This is a genomic window from Rahnella variigena (assembly GCF_003610915.1).
In the GTDB taxonomy this organism is placed as follows: Bacteria; Pseudomonadota; Gammaproteobacteria; order Enterobacterales; family Enterobacteriaceae; genus Rahnella; species Rahnella variigena.
This window is the reverse complement of sequence record NZ_NSDJ01000001.1, coordinates 566,661-584,323: the sequence shown is the minus strand read 5'-3', so window position 1 is coordinate 584,323 and position 17,663 is coordinate 566,661. Positions and strand designations below refer to the sequence as shown.

Annotated in this window: 16 protein-coding genes and 1 pseudogene; 10 read left to right on the top strand and 7 right to left on the bottom strand. The window is 53.8% G+C overall.

The window, feature by feature from the left end; translation table 11 throughout:
* The first annotated feature begins 21 nt into the window (after positions 1-21).
* Complete coding sequence (locus CKQ54_RS02700; protein ID WP_120163518.1) at positions 22-2,076, top strand: AsmA family protein; 2,055 nt, start codon at positions 22-24, stop codon at positions 2,074-2,076.
* 72 nt (positions 2,077-2,148) lie between these two features.
* Here the strand turns inward: CKQ54_RS02700 and CKQ54_RS02695 are convergent, their stop codons facing one another.
* The 4 genes from CKQ54_RS02695 to CKQ54_RS02680 form a co-directional block, all read right to left on the bottom strand.
* Complete coding sequence (locus tag CKQ54_RS02695; protein ID WP_112288018.1) at positions 2,149-2,916, bottom strand: CDP-diacylglycerol diphosphatase; 768 nt, start codon at positions 2,914-2,916, stop codon at positions 2,149-2,151.
* Between the two features lie 58 nt (positions 2,917-2,974).
* Positions 2,975-4,297: an MFS transporter gene (locus CKQ54_RS02690; RefSeq protein ID WP_112288019.1), complete on the bottom strand. Its 1,323-nt coding sequence runs from the start codon at positions 4,295-4,297 to the stop codon at positions 2,975-2,977.
* A 287-nt stretch (positions 4,298-4,584) separates the two neighbouring features.
* Entirely contained in the window at positions 4,585-5,709 is a 1,125-nt protein-coding gene (gene yhjD, locus CKQ54_RS02685; protein WP_112288020.1) for an inner membrane protein YhjD, read from the bottom strand.
* Between the two features lie 84 nt (positions 5,710-5,793).
* Complete coding sequence (locus CKQ54_RS02680) at positions 5,794-6,693, bottom strand: LysR family transcriptional regulator (protein WP_192878637.1); 900 nt, start codon at positions 6,691-6,693, stop codon at positions 5,794-5,796.
* Positions 6,694-6,819: 126 nt separating this feature from the next.
* Here CKQ54_RS02680 and CKQ54_RS02675 point away from each other — a divergent pair, with 126 nt between their 5' ends.
* A complete protein-coding gene (locus CKQ54_RS02675) occupies positions 6,820-7,578 on the top strand; it encodes an SDR family NAD(P)-dependent oxidoreductase (RefSeq protein WP_120163516.1) in 759 nt (252 codons plus the stop codon).
* 3 nt (positions 7,579-7,581) lie between these two features.
* On the opposite strand, the gene CKQ54_RS02670 is transcribed toward CKQ54_RS02675, so the two are convergent.
* Positions 7,582-8,328, bottom strand: a complete 747-nt coding sequence (locus CKQ54_RS02670; RefSeq protein ID WP_120163515.1) for a flagellar brake protein — start codon at positions 8,326-8,328, stop codon at positions 7,582-7,584.
* 330 nt (positions 8,329-8,658) lie between these two features.
* On the opposite strand from CKQ54_RS02670, the gene CKQ54_RS02665 reads away from it, so the two are divergent.
* The 5 genes from CKQ54_RS02665 to CKQ54_RS02645 all read left to right on the top strand — a co-directional run bounded on the left by CKQ54_RS02665 (position 8,659) and on the right by CKQ54_RS02645 (position 13,091).
* Complete coding sequence (locus CKQ54_RS02665; protein ID WP_120163514.1) at positions 8,659-9,255, top strand: cytochrome b; 597 nt, start codon at positions 8,659-8,661, stop codon at positions 9,253-9,255.
* Between the two features lie 31 nt (positions 9,256-9,286).
* Entirely contained in the window at positions 9,287-9,829 is a 543-nt protein-coding gene (locus tag CKQ54_RS02660) for a tetratricopeptide repeat protein (protein WP_120163513.1), read from the top strand.
* A gap of 80 nt (positions 9,830-9,909) precedes the next feature.
* Entirely contained in the window at positions 9,910-10,365 is a 456-nt protein-coding gene (locus tag CKQ54_RS02655) for a sigma-70 family RNA polymerase sigma factor (protein WP_341868536.1), read from the top strand.
* Entirely contained in the window at positions 10,362-11,138 is a 777-nt protein-coding gene (locus tag CKQ54_RS02650; RefSeq protein WP_120163511.1) for an anti-sigma factor family protein, read from the top strand. The genes CKQ54_RS02655 and CKQ54_RS02650 overlap by 4 nt, the downstream gene beginning before the upstream one ends.
* A gap of 303 nt (positions 11,139-11,441) precedes the next feature.
* Positions 11,442-13,091: a malate:quinone oxidoreductase gene (locus CKQ54_RS02645; RefSeq protein ID WP_120163510.1), complete on the top strand. Its 1,650-nt coding sequence runs from the start codon at positions 11,442-11,444 to the stop codon at positions 13,089-13,091.
* Positions 13,092-13,147: 56 nt separating this feature from the next.
* Here the strand turns inward: CKQ54_RS02645 and CKQ54_RS02640 are convergent, their stop codons facing one another.
* Entirely contained in the window at positions 13,148-13,417 is a 270-nt protein-coding gene (locus tag CKQ54_RS02640) for a hypothetical protein (protein ID WP_120163509.1), read from the bottom strand.
* A 59-nt stretch (positions 13,418-13,476) separates the two neighbouring features.
* On the opposite strand from CKQ54_RS02640, the gene mqo reads away from it, so the two are divergent.
* Positions 13,477-15,129 (top strand): malate dehydrogenase (quinone), encoded by a 1,653-nt coding sequence (mqo, locus tag CKQ54_RS02635; RefSeq protein WP_120163508.1) that lies wholly within the window; start codon positions 13,477-13,479, stop codon positions 15,127-15,129.
* Positions 15,130-15,651: 522 nt separating this feature from the next.
* On the opposite strand, the gene cytX is transcribed toward mqo, so the two are convergent.
* Positions 15,652-16,905: a putative hydroxymethylpyrimidine transporter CytX gene (gene cytX, locus CKQ54_RS02630; RefSeq protein ID WP_120163507.1), complete on the bottom strand. Its 1,254-nt coding sequence runs from the start codon at positions 16,903-16,905 to the stop codon at positions 15,652-15,654.
* Positions 16,906-17,131: 226 nt separating this feature from the next.
* On the opposite strand from cytX, the pseudogene rhuM reads away from it, so the two are divergent.
* Together rhuM and CKQ54_RS26035 are read left to right on the top strand one after the other, a co-directional pair.
* A pseudogene (gene rhuM / locus CKQ54_RS02625) lies at positions 17,132-17,494 on the top strand (RhuM family protein); the annotation flags it as partial.
* Complete coding sequence (locus CKQ54_RS26035) at positions 17,490-17,645, top strand: hypothetical protein (RefSeq protein ID WP_208644581.1); 156 nt, start codon at positions 17,490-17,492, stop codon at positions 17,643-17,645. The pseudogene rhuM and the gene CKQ54_RS26035, both read left to right, overlap by 5 nt.
* The last annotated feature ends 18 nt before the right edge of the window (positions 17,646-17,663 follow it).

Below are 17,663 nucleotides of genomic sequence, written 5' to 3'. Positions count from 1 at the left end.
CTGTCTGAAAGGAACAGCTTTATGACGCGCACAGGTAAAGTGATCTCCTGGGTTGTGGGCATCATTGTGATTCTGTTGATCGCTGTCGTGATTTTCATCGCGACCTTCGACTGGAACCGCCTCAAACCTACCATTAATCAAAAGGTCAGCGCTGAACTGAACCGTACTTTTGCCATTCGCGGCAATTTAGGGGTGGACTGGTCGCGGCAGAAAGATGAGGCGGGCTGGCGTGCTTGGGTGCCGTGGCCGCACATTCATGCTGAAGATATCGTGCTCGGTAACCCTTCTGATGTGCAAACTGGCGAAAAAGACGCGCAGATGGTGAAACTCGCCCGCGTGGACGCCAGTATTGCGCCACTCGCGCTGCTGCATAAAGAAGTCCTTATTCCGCGTATCTGGCTGAAACAGCCGGATGCGTCGCTGGTACGTCTCGATAATGGCAAAAATAACTGGACGTTTAATCTTGCCAACAGCGACACCAAAGACCCGGCTCAGCCGCCTTCCGCCTGGTCATTTACCCTCAATGACATCGTGTTTGACCGCGGACAAATCGATTATAAAGACGCGAAAATGAAAGCCGATTTCCGCGCTATTATTGATCCGCTGGGCAAACCGCTGCCGTTTACCGAAGTGGTCGGCGATAAAAAAGACGCGTCGAAATCTAAAACTCCGCCGTACGTTTTCGGCTGGAAAGTTGACGGTAAATACAACGGCGAATCGCTCTCTGGTAGCGGTAAAATCGGTGGCATGCTGGCGCTGAAAGACCCCGATGCGCTGTTCCCGTTACAGGCCGATGTACGTTCAGGTAACACGCGGGTAGCGGTGGCCGGGACCTTGCAGGATGCGATGAACCTCGGCGGTCTGGATTTACGCCTGAAATTCTCCGGCCAGACGCTGTCTGATTTGTACGGTCTGACCGGCGTGTTGTTGCCGCAAACGCCACCTTATTCCACTGACGGGCATTTATCGGCGACGTTGCATGGCAAAAATGGCGCGATTTACCGTTATCAGAACTTTAATGGTGAAATTGGCGACAGCGACATTCACGGTTCCCTGACCTATCAGGCCAGCAAACCACGGCCAAAACTGACCGGTGATGTGGTGTCTAAACAACTGCGCTTTGCCGATCTGGCGCCGCTGATTGGTGCGGATTCCAACAAAGATAAGGCCAAACGTGGGGAAACTACCCGCCAGCCTGCCGATAAAGTGCTGCCGGTGGAGAAATTTGATACCAAGAGCTGGCGCGTAATGGATGCTGATGTGAAGTTCAGCGCCAAACGCATCGAGCACGGCAAATCTCTGCCGCTGAGTGATTTGAGCACACATCTGAAACTGACGGACGGTGAAATCTTGCTGGATCCGCTGCGCTTCGGCGTCGCGGGCGGGAACCTGAATTCCACTATCCGCCTCGAAGGGGATAAATCGCCAATGCAGGCGCGTGCAGATATTCATGCGCGTAAGCTGAAACTGAAACAGCTGCTGCCAAGCGTGCAGTCGATGGAGCGCAGCCTGGGCGACCTGAACGGTGACGCCACGCTGACCGGTACAGGCAATTCGGTTGCGGCGCTTCTGGGCACCAGCAACGGCGACATGAAAATCCTCATCAACGACGGCGTGATTAGCCGTGGTCTGATGGAACTGGCTGGGCTAAATGTCGGTAACTACGTGGTCAGCAAACTGTTTGGCGATGACGAAGTGGCCATCAACTGTGCGGCCGCCAACGTCAACGTGAAGAGCGGGCTGGTAACGCCACGGCTGTTTGTGTTTGATACCGAGAACGCGGTCATCAACATCACCGGTAACACCAATATGGCGACTGAGCGTCTGGACTTGTCGATCAACCCTGAAAGTAAGGGCGTGCGTATCCTGACCTTACGTTCACCGTTGTACGTTCGCGGTACTTACAAAAATCCGGATGCCGGCGTGAAACCGGGTCCGCTGATTGCCCGTGGTGCCGCCGCCGTCGCGCTCGGTGCAGTGGTGGCTCCCGCCGCGGCATTACTCGCCCTGATTTCTCCAAGCGATAATGAAGAAAATCAGTGCGGCCCGATATTGCAGCAGATGAAAGAGAAGTAATCGTGTTGGATTAACTCCTCCCCCTTGTGAAAAGGTGAAGGAGTTAACCATGCGCGCCTTCCGGCATCTGCATCACTGAGGCACCGGATCCAGTACCGCACATTTGTGGTCCTGGATCTCCTCGGTCGAGGCGTTATTGAGTTTCAGTAAGTCACGCTCACTGGCGAGCAGCAGGAAATCGCCGCCCGGCAGACTGACCATTGCCATGCCGAAATGCCCCATCTTTTTATCCGCTTCCGGCACGCCTTCGGCCAGAAGCCGGAAAGCACCTTTTTCATTCAGTTCAGCCTGTGTCACTTTGCGCGCCAGATAGGTATGTCCGAGCAGCTTATCCGGCAGCTCTTGCCAGTTATATCCCATCTGCGCGCCATCTTTGCTCAGCGTGGTTTTCACCTGTGGCAGAAGGCAGGAAATGTGGATATGCAGCTGATTCTGCGATCGGCCATACTGCGAGTTAATCGCCAGCGAGACATTGCTGTCATCGATCGGTTTACCGTATTTATCCGCCATAAAATGCCGCGCATTCCATGCCTGACTGAAAAAGTTCGGCGTTGCTGGTTCAAGTAAAGCCGGGCTTTCCATACCGGTGATCCGCGCGGTGGGCATCAGCAGATATTGCAGCGGGCCGTTCAGATCTTTCAGCACCACAAAACCTTGTGGTTCATCGACCTGTGCGCAGGGCTCAGGTTTGCCTGTGCTTTGCTGATTCGGCACGCATTTCTTACTGATGATGTTCCACAGGGCGTTGGGATTGGAGGTATGAGGCCAGAAATACCAAAAGGCCGCAGCAATAACGATAAGCAAGATCAGAACAGGCAGGATAAAACGTCGTAAGCGCATAAGGAACCTTCGCTGAAGGCACCGTGCCGGGCGCATACCGGGCACGGTGTCGGGTCAGTTACAGTGACTGATGGGCGGTTTCTTTGGACAACAGCAGCGCGATCAGTGTCAGCGTTGCCATCGAGGCCAGATACACGCCCACGTAGAACAACCCGTAATGAGTTGCCAGCCAGGTGGCGATATACGGCGCGACGGACGCACCCAGTATCGAAGACACATTATAGGAGAAGGATGCGCCGGTATAACGAACTTCTGTCGGGAAAAGTTCCGGCAGCAGTGCGCCCATCGGACCGAAGGTCAGTCCCATCACCATAAATCCGCACAGCAGGAATACCATCACCAGCGCCTGTGAACCGGCACCCAGAATGGTCGGGAAGCACAGGGCGAAGACGATCATCAGCAGCGTAATGCAAATCATGGTTTTGCGACGGCCAAACTTATCCGCCAGCTGACCGGCAACCGGCACCATCACGCCGAAGCCGATCACGCCAATCATTAGCATCAGCAGAAATTCATTGCGCGGAATGCCCAGTCCGACCGGCTTTGCCGCCGTGCCGTAACCCAGTGAATACACGGTCATGATGTAGAACAGCGTGTAAGTCGCGACCATGATGAACGTGCCGAGCAGCGTCGCTTTTTTGTATTTGGTGAACAGCGTACCGATGGGCACTTTCACCTGTTTACCGGCTTTGGCGATTTTGGCGAACACCGGCGTTTCGTGCAGGGAAACACGCACATACAGGCCGACAATCACCAGCACCGCAGACAGCAGGAACGGCACACGCCAGCCCCAGGAAATGAACTGTTCATCGGTCAGCAGCCACGACAGCAGCAGGAACATGCCGTTGGCGAAGAAGAAGCCGATCGGCGCGCCAAGCTGCGGGAAAGAACCGTACAGGGCACGTTTCTTCGCGGGCGCATTCTCGGTGGCCAGCAGCGCTGCGCCGCCCCATTCACCGCCCAGTCCCAGACCCTGACCAAAGCGCGCCAGCGCCAGCAGCAACGGTGCGAAGACGCCAATTGTCGCGTAGGTCGGCAGCAGGCCGATCACCACGGTGGACACGCCCATGGTCAGCAAAGATGCCACAAGGGTGACTTTACGCCCGACGCGGTCGCCGAAGTGACCGAACAGTGCCGAGCCAATCGGACGTGCAATAAAGGCGATGGCGAAGGTGGCGAGCGACTGAAGTGTGGCCGCTGTCGGATCACCCTGCGGGAAGAAAATGTGCGGGAATACAATTACCGCGGCAGTGGCGTAGATATAAAAGTCGAAGAATTCAATGGCCGTACCGATTAGCGATGCCACGATAACTTTGCCGCGGGAGTTCTGACTCACCAGGTTGGCGTCAGCTTCTAATTCTGGAGTGATAGTGGCTTGCATAAGTGTTTCTTATTTGTAATGAGTGGGAGGGATCTAATGTAAATAAATGTATATCGAAAAGGCATCTTATGCAGAGCAGGGCGGTATTTCAACGCAGCGGAGGCGCTGAAAAAAGGCGTTTAAAGCCGGATCGGGGGAATGTTTTATCAGGGCGAGATTTCACCATTCATAAGTTTGGCGAATGGTTAAAAGGCAGAGTAACTGACTGCAAAACCGCGAAATAAAAGTACGGCTCTCAGTCAGTTATTCTGGTTTTCAGCGCAGTGCAATGCCTGATTTGGCATTATTCACTGCTTTTTAATCTCATTATCAGAATTAATTGCTGATATATGCATTTCATCTGGCACGATGAGATTGTCCGGCGTGTATTCACTGTCGTTTTCCGTGGCGTTTTTCTCATTTTTGCCTGCATTCTGACGGTGATCCGGCATTTTCGGATCATCTTTGTATTTTGCAGTCGCTATCCACGCCGCCACAAATAACGTCAGACGGGCGAAGAAATAGAAGAAAGCCATCAGCCCGATCACCGAACCGAACGCCGCGCCAGAAGGCGACGTCGCCAGTTTCGGCAGCGTCATGGTCATCACGAATTTGATCACCTCAAAGCCCACCGCCGCCAGCAACGTCCCGCGCAGCAGCGCTTTTTTACGTGGCTTGTGGCGCGGCAGCATCCAGAAAATCCACAGGAACAGCAGATAGTTGGCGGCAATGGAAATCACCAGCGTGATGCTGGTCATCACCGGACGCAGCCAGTCAATGCCGCCAAGACCCAGCGCATCGACGATGGTTTTTTGCGCGGCACCGGCAATCGACGTCAGCGACAGCGTGATAATCAGCGCCAGCACCAGCCCGGTCAGTGAAATAAAGTCGCGGATGTAGCGGCGGTAAATCTTTTCCTGATCCTGCGGATTACGTTCCCAGACATCGCGCGATTGTGCGCGGATCGCCTCGCGCAAATTCCCCATCCAGCTGATACCGGAATAGAGCGCAATCAGCAAACCGGATAACCCCACGGCGGTACGCTGCTGGATGGCGGTATTCACCGTACTTTTCAGGGTGTTCGCCAGATTCGGGTCGCTGATGCTGTTGACGATTTTATTGATCAGTTCCGCCAGCAAATCGGGATTTGAGGCCAGCACAAAACCGACGGCGGCGAAGGACACCATCAGGATCGGGATCAGCGACAGAAACGAAAAATAGGTAATAGCCGCGCCAAACTGGCTGCCAAGACGGTCATTAAAGCGCTCGGTAGCGCGCAGCAGGTGGGCGACCCAGCCCCATGACTGAACGTGTTCTACCAGTCGTGAAAATCTGCCGATGTTTTTATCCACCGTAGAATTACCGGTTTTGATATTAATCAGCGGCTCGGGTTTTTCCTGTGTATCAGGTTCTTGTTTAGAAATGATGGGCATTGATCCATGTTGTCCTTAAAAGTGCATCCGGCTTTAAGTATAGACGCCTGAGCCGCCGGGACTAAGTCGCGGCGGTTTAAGCGGTCAGGCAATGAACGTTTGAGTAATGTCGGTCAGCCAGTCCATAAACACTTTCACGCGGCGGGAAAGGTTCAGGCGGTGCGGATAAACCAGCGTCACCGGCATTGGCGGGGCACGGAACTGCGGCAAAATACTCACCAGCTGACCGCTTGCCAGCGCGTCACGCACGCCCAGCAACGGCGCCTGAATAATGCCCAATCCGGCCAGACAGGCAGAGACGTAAGTTTCAGTGCTGTTGACCGTCACTGCGCCGCCGCTTTTAACGGTTTTCACCTGCTTACCGTCGAGATATTCAAAGGCGGACGTATGGCTGCCGAGAATTTGTTCGTAATGTACCATCGCGTGCTGCGCCAGCTGGTCAGGATGATCCGGCGTACCGTAGCGGCGCAGGTAGCCGGGGCTGGCGCAGTTCACCACGCTGAGCTGCCCGAGCGGGCGGGCAATCAGGCCGGAATCCTTCAGCGTGCCGGTGCGGATCACGCAATCGAACCCTTCTCGCACCACGTCCACGCGATGATCGGTACAGCTCAGCTCAATTTCCAGCGCAGGATAACGGTTGAGGAATTCTGCCAGGCGCGGCAGCACCAGATTGGTCGCCATGCCGGTGGTCATATCAACCCGTAAACGCCCGCTGACGCTGGCCGGATTCGACTGAAACATCGACTCCAGTTCCTCCATGTTGGCGAGCAGCTCTTTACAGCGCTGATAAAACACCTGCCCGTCCTGCGTCAGCTGCACGCGGCGCGTGGAACGGTGCAGCAGGCGTGCCGACATCCGCGTTTCAAGTTGCTGGACGAGGCGCGAGACACTGCCTTTTGGCAAACCGAGACTTTCTGCTGCACGGGTAAAATTACTCAGCTCCGCCACGCGAACGAAGACCTGCATTGATTGAATTTTATCCACATCTTGCCCGATTGTTGTTGGTATTGAGACAGTGAAACTCATTATGAACCATTTATCGCACTCAGGTAATCCAATAGGCTATGTTTCAACCGATGTATCAGTGACAAAAATCCAAAGAGGCCCAAAATGAACCGTAAAATCGCTATTGTGACCGGCGGAAGCCGTGGATTAGGCAAGAATGCCATTGAAAAGCTGGCAAAAAACAATGTTGATATCATTCTGACTTACCACAGCCAGGCGGATGCGGCGCAGGCGGTGGTGCAATCAGTTGAAGCACAGGGCGGAAAAGCGGTGGCGTTAAAGCTGGATACCGGCGCGTCCGGCAGCTTTGACACTTTTGTGGCGCAGGTAAAAACTCAGCTGCTACAAATCTGGCAGCGCGACACTTTTGATTTTCTGGTGAACAATGCCGGTGTGGGTTTGCATGAGTCTTTTGCTGATACCACTGAAGAACAGTTTGACCTGATGATGAACGTCCACCTGAAAGGGCCATTTTTCCTGACGCAGAAACTGCTGCCGCTGATGGCAGACGGTGGCCGCATTCTGAATGTTTCCAGCGGACTGGCTCGTTTCGCTCTGCCGGGCTCTTCGGCTTACGCCATCATGAAAGGTGCGATTGAAGTGCTGACCCGCTATCAGGCCAAAGAACTGGGCGCCCGTGGCATTACCGCTAACGTGCTGGCACCTGGCGCGATCGAAACGGATTTCAGCGGCGGTATGGTGCGCGATAATCCGGAAGTGAACAAAATTGTCTCAGCCAATACCGCACTGGGACGCGCCGGTTTGCCGGATGATATTGGCGGGATGGTGGCGATGATGCTGAGCGATGAAGCTGGCTGGATGACCGCCCAGCGCGTCGAGGCTTCAGGCGGTATGTTTATCTAAACCTTAATCGTGCTGGAAACGTTTTGCTTTCATATGTTGCTGTTTTTCCAGTTCGAAAATTGCCCGTTGCAGGTCGCGTTCCTGCGCGGGCGATAAATTCGGAAACTTAAAACTCAGCCGCTGTTTGCTGACAGTTTCACCTTTATTGCTCACCGATTTACGCGCCATCGCGCCGATGTACTGCAAATCCACTTTGAATTTCCCAAGCTCAGCCAGTTCGATCAGGGAATCTTTCAGCACTGCGCCTGAACTGATTTCCGGCGGCGTCATGCCGTCAATCTCCAGCCCCAGCCCGCCAAGAGAAATATCCCTCACGCGATAGGCAAAGTCTGAGGTATCCGGCAGTTTTCCGCTGCAACGGTAATCCGGCAGCCACGGCACATTCACGCGGAAATACTCACGACGCTGAATGGAATACAACACGGGCGGGATATCACAGGTGAAAGTGGGTAAACCTTCGTATGCCACCTGACGAACTTTATTGCATGAAAATTCGACCTTTGCGCCTGCCGGTTCTGCCACAAAATTCAGCGTATCGGCGTCCATTGCCAGACCATTTTCATAATCTGAGCTGCCGAGATCGAATAAAAACTGGTGGTGGTCAGCGTCGACGTCCAGAATTTTGCTGATAAATTGCCCGCGGGAATGGCTGACCATAACCAGCGTCTGGTTCTTCTTTAAGTCACGCAAAACGGACAAGATTGCCAGCGTGTTCCGCTTCGCAAACGACTCTTTAGATACTTCGCTCACCTGCCGCACCTCATAAGAAATAAATGCAAAATTATGGCGCAGCCGTTGACGTGTAAGGCGCCCAATACGGATTATCGGCCACTCAGAACAAAACTTTATCGCGTAATAACGTGGTTTGTGACCGGCCCAAAGGGAAATTGTGCGCCGCAGGGCGCTGTTTGCGCGTCCCTGATTTATATATAGGCTATCTTTGGGCGTTCTGACGTATCTTTTCTCCTGCGTTTTTTATCATTTAAAACATATCGGACGAGAATTATTTTCTCTCATACCGAATAGAAACCGGTCCTCAGGTGTTTACCTTTATATCGAACACTGACGGGCACTGTTTCTATGCAACGATTAACCTCAACTTCAACGCCATCTCCGGTTCTTCGCAGCCGCTATGACGGGCTGACTATTTTACTGCACTGGCTGACGGCGCTGGCCGTCATCTTCCTGTTTGCCAGCGCGCATATCTGGGAAGTCCTCGAGCGTGGCACGCCGCTGCGAAAAGGGCTGCAATCGGTGCATATCTCGGTCGGGATATTGCTGGCGGCGATTATCACCGGGCGTCTTTTGTGGCGCCTGTTTACCGTCAGCACCGGTCGCAGCAAACAGCAACCGGTCGCCATGCCGACGCTGATGAAAGCCGCCGCGCACCTGACGCATCTGGCGCTCTATTTATTGCTGGTCGCGCAAATCATTTTGGGATTTTTATTCCGCTGGTCGCAGGCTGAGCCGTTCTATTTCTTCGGTTTATTCCCCATTCCTGACGTATTCAATTTCGACAGCGTGATGACGAAAACTTTTGGCTCGCTGCACAACAACGTTGCCTGGGCGCTGATCATCATTGCTGGCGTGCATGCGCTGGCGGCACTGTTCCACCATTACGTTCTCCGCGACGGCATTCTGCGCCGCATGTTACCGGGCAGCGCAGGCCGCCCGTAAGTCATCCGTTACTCCCTTACAGGACATCATTATGAAGACAAAAACGGTAATACAGGCGCTGTCGGTTGCTTGTCTGGCTGGCAATCTGCTGTTTTTCAGCGCAGCAGCGAATGCGATGGGCGACGATTCCGACGCGAAGAAAACGCCGGACTGCCCGAAAGGACAAATCTATGACAGCAAAACTAAAAGCTGCATGGTGGATAAAGGCAGCATGATTTCCGATCAGGATAAAACGCAGTACGCCTATCATCTGGCGAAAACCGGGCGTTATCAGGAAGCGCTGACCGTGCTGAATACGCTCAAAGATCAGAACACCAAAGAAGCCTGGAATTATCGCGGCTACGCCACCCGTAAACTGGGTCGCACCGACGAAGGCATCAGCTATTATCAGAAGTCGATTGCCATTGACGCGAATTACGCCAAAGTCCGGGAATATCTCGGCGAGGCTTATATGATTAAAGGGCGTCCTGATCTCGCCAAAGCCCAGCTGGCGACCATCAAAGGCTTATGCGGTACCGGCTGCGAAGAATACCGCGACCTGAGCGCCGCCATCGACGGCCATCCCGAATCCTGATCACGGAGAAACGATAAATCTCACCGGCAGACTTACGTTCTGAACTGAGCCAGTGCCTGTCACGTTTGTGGCGCTACGCGATGGTGTTATCGCGCAAGCACGACGTGGCAGACGATCTGGTGCAATCCACCTGCGTGCGGGCGCTGGAACGCTGCGCGCAGGTCGCCGACAGCACCGGCGTGGATCGCTGGCTCTTTTCTATTCTGCACTCTATATGGGTTAACGAACTCAGGGCGCAGCACGTTCGTCAGGGGCAGGGATTTGCGGATGTGGATGAAACGGAGGCGCCCGCCGACACGCTGTCTTTTGAAGAACGTCACTGGCATACGCAGGTGATGCAGCGGGTGAACCGGCTGCCGGAAGCCCAGCGCAACGCGGTGTTTCTGGTGTACGTCGAAGGTTTTACCTATCAGGAGGCGGCAATGACACTGAGTGTGCCCGCCGGCACCATCATGAGCCGTCTGGCGGCCGCACGGCTGACGCTGGCAAAAGATGCCGGTGCCGCCACACAACCGCAGCAGGGAGTGAAAAAATGACCCGTGAAGTCCCGTCTGCGCCTTATTCCGATGAAACTCTGGTCGCTTATCTCGATAACCAGTTAAGCGAACCGCAGCGCGCAAAATTTGAAGCACAACTGGCGCAGGATAACGTGCTGGCGCAGCGGCTGGCACAGATGTCGCGCAGCAATTTGCCCTTCCACGACGCGTTCGGTGCGATGTTACAGCAAGCGCCGGTCGGTAAATTACAGGCCGCGCTGGATGCCATTCCCGATGTTCCGGCTGCCGGTTCGCGCCGCTTTAGTCGTCGCGCACTGCTCGCCGCGTCGGTAAGCTTTCTGGCCGTCGGACTGCTGGCAGGGCGTTATTCCACGCTTATTGAATCGGAGGATAACTGGCGCGTGCGCGTGGCGGATTACATGTCGCTGTATACCGCGCAGACGCTGGCGGATGTGTATGACTCTGCGGGGCAACAAAAAATCCAGCTGGCGCGGGTGCAAAATACCTTAGGTATCGCACTGAGGCCGGCGGCGCTGGAGGTGCAGGGGGCAGATCTGAAAGATGCCCGCATGTTGCATTATGACGACTATGACATCGCGCAAATCACCTATCTGGATGTGCGCTACGGCCCGATGGCGCTGTGTATTACGCGCAGCGAACACCGTGACACGACGGCGCAGCAGAGTGAAATCCGTCGCGGAATGAACGTGGTTTACTGGCGCAACGCCGGTTACAATTTCATGCTGATTGGCCACAGTCCGGCACCGGCTCTGGCTGCGCATGCAGCGGCTTTGCAGGCGAATCTGGCCTGAGTAATTTCGTCACGTCACTAACTTATGTAATTATTTAAAGTATTAAACTATTTTTAATGCACGTAACGGCAATGTTAAATTATTTACGAAATCTCGATAATATGAGTATTCGGTAACATTTGTGTGGTTGATTTGTCGTTCTTCGCCGCGGTTTTCGTTACTCCCCATTATTGTCCTTTCATACTCTGTGGAAATAATCGCTTAATTCCCACCGCACCGGGTTGTTGATTTCGTTTATCCAGGGGAAATCTGGATAGCTTTCACCTGCAAAACTAAAACTAAACATTCAGAGAAACAGACGTCATGAGAAAGATACTCGCCATGATCCTCTGCCTTAACGTGGTTGCTTTCAGCCAGTCAGCGTTGGCAGAAGATGAAAAACCCGTTGATGTGTTACTGATCGGCGGCGGCATTATGAGCGCGACGCTGGGGACATACCTTCAGGAATTAGAACCAGACTGGTCAATCGACATGGTTGAGCGTCTCGACGGCGTGGCGCTGGAAAGCTCCAACGGCTGGAACAACGCCGGCACCGGTCACTCTGCGCTGGCGGAAATGAACTACACGCCGGAAAAAGCCGACGGCAGTATCGATATCTCCAAAGCGGTCGAAATCAACGAATCCTTCCAGATTTCCCGTCAGTTCTGGACCTATCAGGTTGAGAACGGCGTACTGCACAATCCGCGCTCTTTCATCAACAGCACGCCGCACATGAGTTTTGTGTGGGGTGACGACAACATCAATTTCCTGCGTAAACGTTTTGCGGCGCTGCAGCAAAGCACGCTGTTCCGCGGCATGGAATATTCAGAAGACCCGGCGCAAATTAAACAGTGGATCCCGCTGGTGATGGAAGGGCGTGACCCGGCGCAGAAAGTGGCCGCGACCCGCATTCCGATTGGTACCGACGTGAACTTTGGTGAAATCACCCGTCAGCTGGTGGCCTCATTGCAGAAGAAACCTAACTTCTCGCTGAGCCTCGGCCATGAAGTGCGCGACATCAAACGTAACCCGGATAACACCTGGAACGTGACCGTTGCCGACCTGAAAAACGGCGACAAAGAAAGCGTCATCAAAGCGAAATTCGTGTTTATCGGCGCAGGCGGCGCGTCACTGACGTTGCTGCAAAAATCCGGTATTCCGGAAGCAGATAACTACGGCGGCTTCCCGGTCGGCGGCGAATTCCTGGTGACCGAGAACCCGGACGTGGTGAAACGCCATCTGGCAAAAGTGTACGGTAAAGCGTCTGTCGGCTCACCGCCGATGTCCGTACCGCACCTCGACACCCGTATTCTGGATGGCAAACAGGTTCTGCTGTTCGGGCCGTTCGCGACCTTCTCCAGCAAATTCCTGAAAAACGGTTCCCTGTGGGATCTGTTCGGCAGCGTGAATTTCTCCAACATCATGCCGATGACCCACGTGGGTATCGACAACTTCGATCTGGTGAAATATCTGGTCAGCCAGGTGATGTTGTCCGACGACGATCGTTTCGATGCGTTACGTGAATACTTCCCGGATGCGAAGAAAGAAGACTGGCGTCTGTGGGAAGCGGGCCAGCGTGTGCAGATCATCAAAAAAGATGAGAAAGAAGGCGGCGTTCTGCGTCTCGGCACCGAAGTGGTCAGCTCTAAAGATGGCAGCATTACAGCGCTGCTGGGCGCTTCTCCGGGCGCATCCACTGCGGCACCGATCATGCTGCACCTGATGGAAAAAGTGTTTAAAGACAAAGTCGCAACGCCAGAATGGCAGGCCAAACTGAAGGACATCATCCCTTCTTACGGCACTGAACTGAACGGCAATGTGGCGGCGACCGAGAAAGAACTGGGCGACACCAGCCGCGTTCTGATGCTCGACAACCCGCAGCCAAAAGCGGCGGAACCGGCACCCGCAGCGGACAATTCTTCAGCCCCTAAAAAGGGTGAAGAGCAGAAGCAGGTTGCAGACGTCGCGTTGTAATCTGATTCCGTAAAAAGTGATCGCAAAGGCGCGGGCAACTGCGCCTTTTTAACATCTCATTTTCGCCTCAAAACCCGATTTAGCACGAATAGCTCGTTCTTTGACCGCCCCAAAGCCCTCCAAAACTCCTTTGCAGAATCCTTCAAATCCAGCGGTGACGCGGCCTGAAGCGCTGTCCGGTATCCCGTTTGCCTGTTTTTTTGAAACGTTAAATCCTTTTTTAAATTATGTAGTGATAATGTTATATTCGTAGCCAGTATTTTAAATAATGAAGTTTCAGTAACGATCCCGCGTGTTTTTTTGCTAATTTCTTGTTCGACAGCCATAACAATATTCTTAACCGAATCGCCAAGAACAGAACTGAACATTTAGAGAAACAGACGTCATGAGAAAGATACTTGGTATGCTTCTCAACCGTGACTCACTGGGTGCCAGCGAGCCTGCGGCCGCAGAAGACGAAAAATCCGTTGATGTATTGCTGGTCGGCGGCGGAATTATGAGTGCAACCCTGGGGACCTACCTCCAGGAACTCGAGCCGGACTGGTCAGTCCATATGATTGAACGCATGGACGGCGTGGCGCAGGAAAGCTCCAACGGCTGGAATAACGCCGGTACCGGCCATTCCGCACTGGCAGAAATGAACTATACCCCGCTGATGCCCGACGGTTCTGTCGATATCACTAAAGCGGTGGCGATCAACGAAGCCTTCCAGGTTTCCCGTCAGTTTATGGCGTATCAGGTGCAGAAAGGCGTGCTGAATAACCCGCGCTCCTTTATCAACAGCGTGCCGCACATGAGCTTTGTCTGGGGCGATGACAACATCGATTTCCTGCGCAAACGTTTTGCTGCGTTGCAGGAAAGCACCCTGTTCCGCGGGATGGAATATTCAGAAGACCCGGAACAAATCAGACAGTGGATCCCGGCAGTGATGGAAGGCCGTGATCCGGCGCAAAAAGTCGCCGCAACCCGCACCACCGCAGGCACCGACGTGAACTTCGGCGAAGTCACCCGCCAGCTGGTCGAAGCATTGCAGAAAAAATCCAATTTCACGCTGGCAAACGGTCAGGAAGTGCGTGATATCCAGCGCAATCCGGATAAAAGCTGGCGCGTGACAATTACCGATCTCAAACACAGCCACAAACACCATGTGGTGAATGCGAAATTCGTGTTCATCGGCGCGGGCGGGGCGTCACTGACGCTGCTGCAAAAATCCGGCATTCCGGAAGCGCGTGAATACGGCGGTTTCCCGGTCGGTGGTGAATTCCTGGTGACCGAAAATCAGGATGTAGTGAAACGTCATCTGGCGAAAGTTTATGGCAAAGCTGCCGTGGGCGCGCCGCCGATGTCTGTCCCGCATCTCGACACCCGCATTATTGATGGCAAACAGGTTCTGCTGTTCGGGCCGTTCGCCACCTTCTCCAGCAAATTCCTGAAAAACGGTTCCCTGTGGGATTTGTTCGGCAGTGTGAACAGTTCTAACCTGCTGCCGATGACCCGCGTTGGCATGGGCAACTTCGATCTGGTGAAATATCTGGTCGGGCAGGTGATGCTCAGTGATGAAGACCGTCATGCCGCGCTGAAGGAGTTCTTCCCACAGGCCGAGCAAAAAGACTGGAAACGCTGGGTGGCCGGACAACGCGTGCAGGTCATTAAAAAAGATGGCAAACACGGCGGCGTATTGCGTCTCGGCACCGAAGTGGTCAGCGCGAAGGACGGCAGTATCGCCGCCTTGCTGGGGGCTTCACCGGGTGCATCCACCGCAGCGCCTATCATGATGAAACTGCTGGAAACGGTCTTTAAAGAAAAAGCCGCCAGTGCAGAATGGCAGGCCAAATTCCGGGAAATCATCCCGTCCTATGGCACTAAACTGAATGGCAATATCGAAGCGACCGAGAAAGAGCTGCTGGAAACCAGCCGCATTCTGCAACTGGAAACGCCGTCGATGATCACCACGCCGGTCGCCGACGTGGTTCAGCTGCGACCGCTCGACGTTCAGGCCAAACAAGAGCCAAAACAGCCTGCGGATATTGCTTTGTAATCTCCTGATTTCAGGTACAAAAAAACCGCTTCAGAGAGCGGTTTTTTTGTTGAGGAAGTTCAGTTAGCGCTAAGCTTTCTCAATTTTCATTTGCTTAAATAAGCGGGACAATCAGCCCAGACCGGATAAATATACCTAAGTGAAGAATTCCCCGCAAGCTTAAATTATGATCAATAACCTTACAAATATCATAGGCATGATGGTAGCATCTGCGCGGGGCTAGTTTGCCCGTTTAGCGGCGGGTCACCGGGCTTGAAATTAGCACTTGAGTACCGCGGGGACAATCAGCCCAGATGCTGCTTGTTCTTCTCCAGTCGGTCCCGGTGCTTATTGGTGAAACGCGGTTGTAAAAGGCCGCAACAATGAAAAAGTGTATTTATGCACTGATCGTTGTGCTGGGTTCTTTGATGACGTCGGAAAATGATGGATGGAACGTAAACGTTTCTCATATCAATATTAACGTCAACATAGGGTCTGGTTTGTAGTCATTAAGGAACCGCCCTTTGGGGCGGTTTTCTTAGTTCAGTCTTTACGCCCTAATCCCCAGCACACCAGTCCCGCCACCAGCAGCGACGGGATCGTCGCGCCGACGTCAGGCAGCAGATTTGCCATCAGATGATAGACCGCGATACCGATAAACCAGGCCGCGACAGAGCAAATGTTCAGGTCCTTTTGTGTCTGCCGGCGCAGAACAAAATGATGCGTCAGTACCACACCGAACAGCGGCGCAAATACCGAACCAATCAGCAGCAGGAAGTTTTCGTATTGCGTCAGCGGCACTGACCAGGCAATCAGGGTACACAGCAGGCCGATACCCAGCGTCAGTTTACCGACACTGACCGGCAGAGAAGTGCCCGCCGATACCGCCGCAGAGTGAATATCCGCAAAGGCATTTTCATGTTCATCCACCAGAATCAGCAACAGCGGAATACCCAGCGCAACGCCGGAAAGCGCCAGCAGCAGCGCATTGGCATCGGCTGATGTGCTGACAAACGCCAGCGTATAAGCGACGCCGAGTGACATCATCCACACGCTGCCGAGGAAATATCCGCAGGCGGTGCCCCAGAAATTTTGTCGCGCAGATTTGCCGAAACGGGTGTAATCCGACACCAGCGGCAGCCATGAAAACGCCATCGACACCACGATATCGCAGGCCAGCGCGAACGGCATCGAACCGTCTCCGGCTTTATGCCACAGCGTCGATAAATCCGCGTGCAGAAACAGATAACCGGTCAGCCATGCGCAGCTCGCCAGCAGCAACCAGATACCCCAGCGGCGCAGCACCACGCGGATAAACGCCAGTGGCCCGCTGGCCGCCAGCAAGGTGGCGACGATGCCGAAAATAAACGTCCAGAGGGTCGGATCCGCCCAAAAACTGCCGTCGCCCCAGGCCCGTTTTGCCAGCAGACTGGCGGCATCGCGCATCACAACAATTTCAAACGCGCCCCAGCCGACCAGCTGGATCAGATTGAACAAGACCGGCAACGCCACGCCACGTTTTCCGAGGCTCAGCTTTAGCGACGCCATTGAAGACAAACCTGTTTGCCCGCCGGCCACGCCGACCAGCGCCAGCAGCGCAACCCCGACGGCTGATCCCAGCGCAATCGCCGCCAGAGAACCCGCCAGCCCGAGTCCCGGTGCCAGAATCGCTCCGGCCTGCAACACCATCAGGCCCATACCGAGTGAGAACCACAACGAGAATAAATCAGGCCAACCCAGCACCCGTGATTTTTCCGGCACAGACCCCTGCGGGGAGTAAATACTATTATCTTTCATGAGGTTAATTTCGTGGCTAATGCGAATGCCTGTTATAGCATATTGCGATGTGATCCTGATGAAGGGGCGGGGGAGAAGCGCACTTTTCGATTTTGACAGCGGAATTTCAGGTACAAAAAAACCGCTTCAGAGAGCGGTTATTTTGTTGGGAGATTCAGTTAGCGCTAAATCAACCCAGTTTCACGCTTTAATAATAAGCGGGATCAGGCAACCCAAACGCCACTAACATTTGATGAATATCTATAACGACGGCGAGCTTGAGCGAGTTGCAACCATCCGGAAATTCCGGATAGTTCGTCAGGAAGGGACGCGGGAGGTTTCCCGGCATATTGATTATTACAATCTTGATGCCATCCTTGCGGTCGGATATCGCGTCCGCTCTGCCCGTGGTACGCAATTCCGTCAGTGCGCGACCCAAACCCTGCAAGAATATGTCATTAAAGGGTTTGTAATGGACGATCCACGACTGAAAAATCCGCCAGTGGGTCAGTCAGTTGTGCCGGATTATTTCGACGAAATGTTGGAGCGCATCCGGGATATACGTGCCAGCGAACGCCGTATTTATCTTCGTATCAAAGATATTTTTGCAGGGCAGCGGTAAAACCAGCAAAAAAGAAGCGGATGAAAAAGCTTGCCATCAACATGAGAAATTCGCTGAACAGCGTCGCAAGTTGAAAGAGGCCGAAGGCGAAAAAAGTAATATTGAGGCGCTTTGCGCTCTCGCACAGAAAAAACGTTAACTGCTCTTTCAAATCCCG

Coding starts and splice junctions, on each gene's coding strand:
- CKQ54_RS02655 (WP_341868536.1), top strand. CDS start 9,910: ATGGTGTTATCGCGCAAGCACGACGTGGCAGACGATCTGGTGCAATCC.
- mqo (WP_120163508.1), top strand. CDS start 13,477: ATGAGAAAGATACTTGGTATGCTTCTCAACCGTGACTCACTGGGTGCC.
- CKQ54_RS02640 (WP_120163509.1), bottom strand. CDS start 13,417: ATGGCTGTCGAACAAGAAATTAGCAAAAAAACACGCGGGATCGTTACT.
- CKQ54_RS02645 (WP_120163510.1), top strand. CDS start 11,442: ATGAGAAAGATACTCGCCATGATCCTCTGCCTTAACGTGGTTGCTTTC.
- CKQ54_RS02690 (WP_112288019.1), bottom strand. CDS start 4,297: ATGCAAGCCACTATCACTCCAGAATTAGAAGCTGACGCCAACCTGGTG.
- CKQ54_RS02700 (WP_120163518.1), top strand. CDS start 22: ATGACGCGCACAGGTAAAGTGATCTCCTGGGTTGTGGGCATCATTGTG.
- cytX (WP_120163507.1), bottom strand. CDS start 16,905: ATGAAAGATAATAGTATTTACTCCCCGCAGGGGTCTGTGCCGGAAAAA.
- yhjD (WP_112288020.1), bottom strand. CDS start 5,709: ATGCCCATCATTTCTAAACAAGAACCTGATACACAGGAAAAACCCGAG.
- CKQ54_RS02650 (WP_120163511.1), top strand. CDS start 10,362: ATGACCCGTGAAGTCCCGTCTGCGCCTTATTCCGATGAAACTCTGGTC.
- CKQ54_RS02665 (WP_120163514.1), top strand. CDS start 8,659: ATGCAACGATTAACCTCAACTTCAACGCCATCTCCGGTTCTTCGCAGC.
- CKQ54_RS02660 (WP_120163513.1), top strand. CDS start 9,287: ATGAAGACAAAAACGGTAATACAGGCGCTGTCGGTTGCTTGTCTGGCT.
- CKQ54_RS02675 (WP_120163516.1), top strand. CDS start 6,820: ATGAACCGTAAAATCGCTATTGTGACCGGCGGAAGCCGTGGATTAGGC.
- CKQ54_RS02695 (WP_112288018.1), bottom strand. CDS start 2,916: ATGCGCTTACGACGTTTTATCCTGCCTGTTCTGATCTTGCTTATCGTT.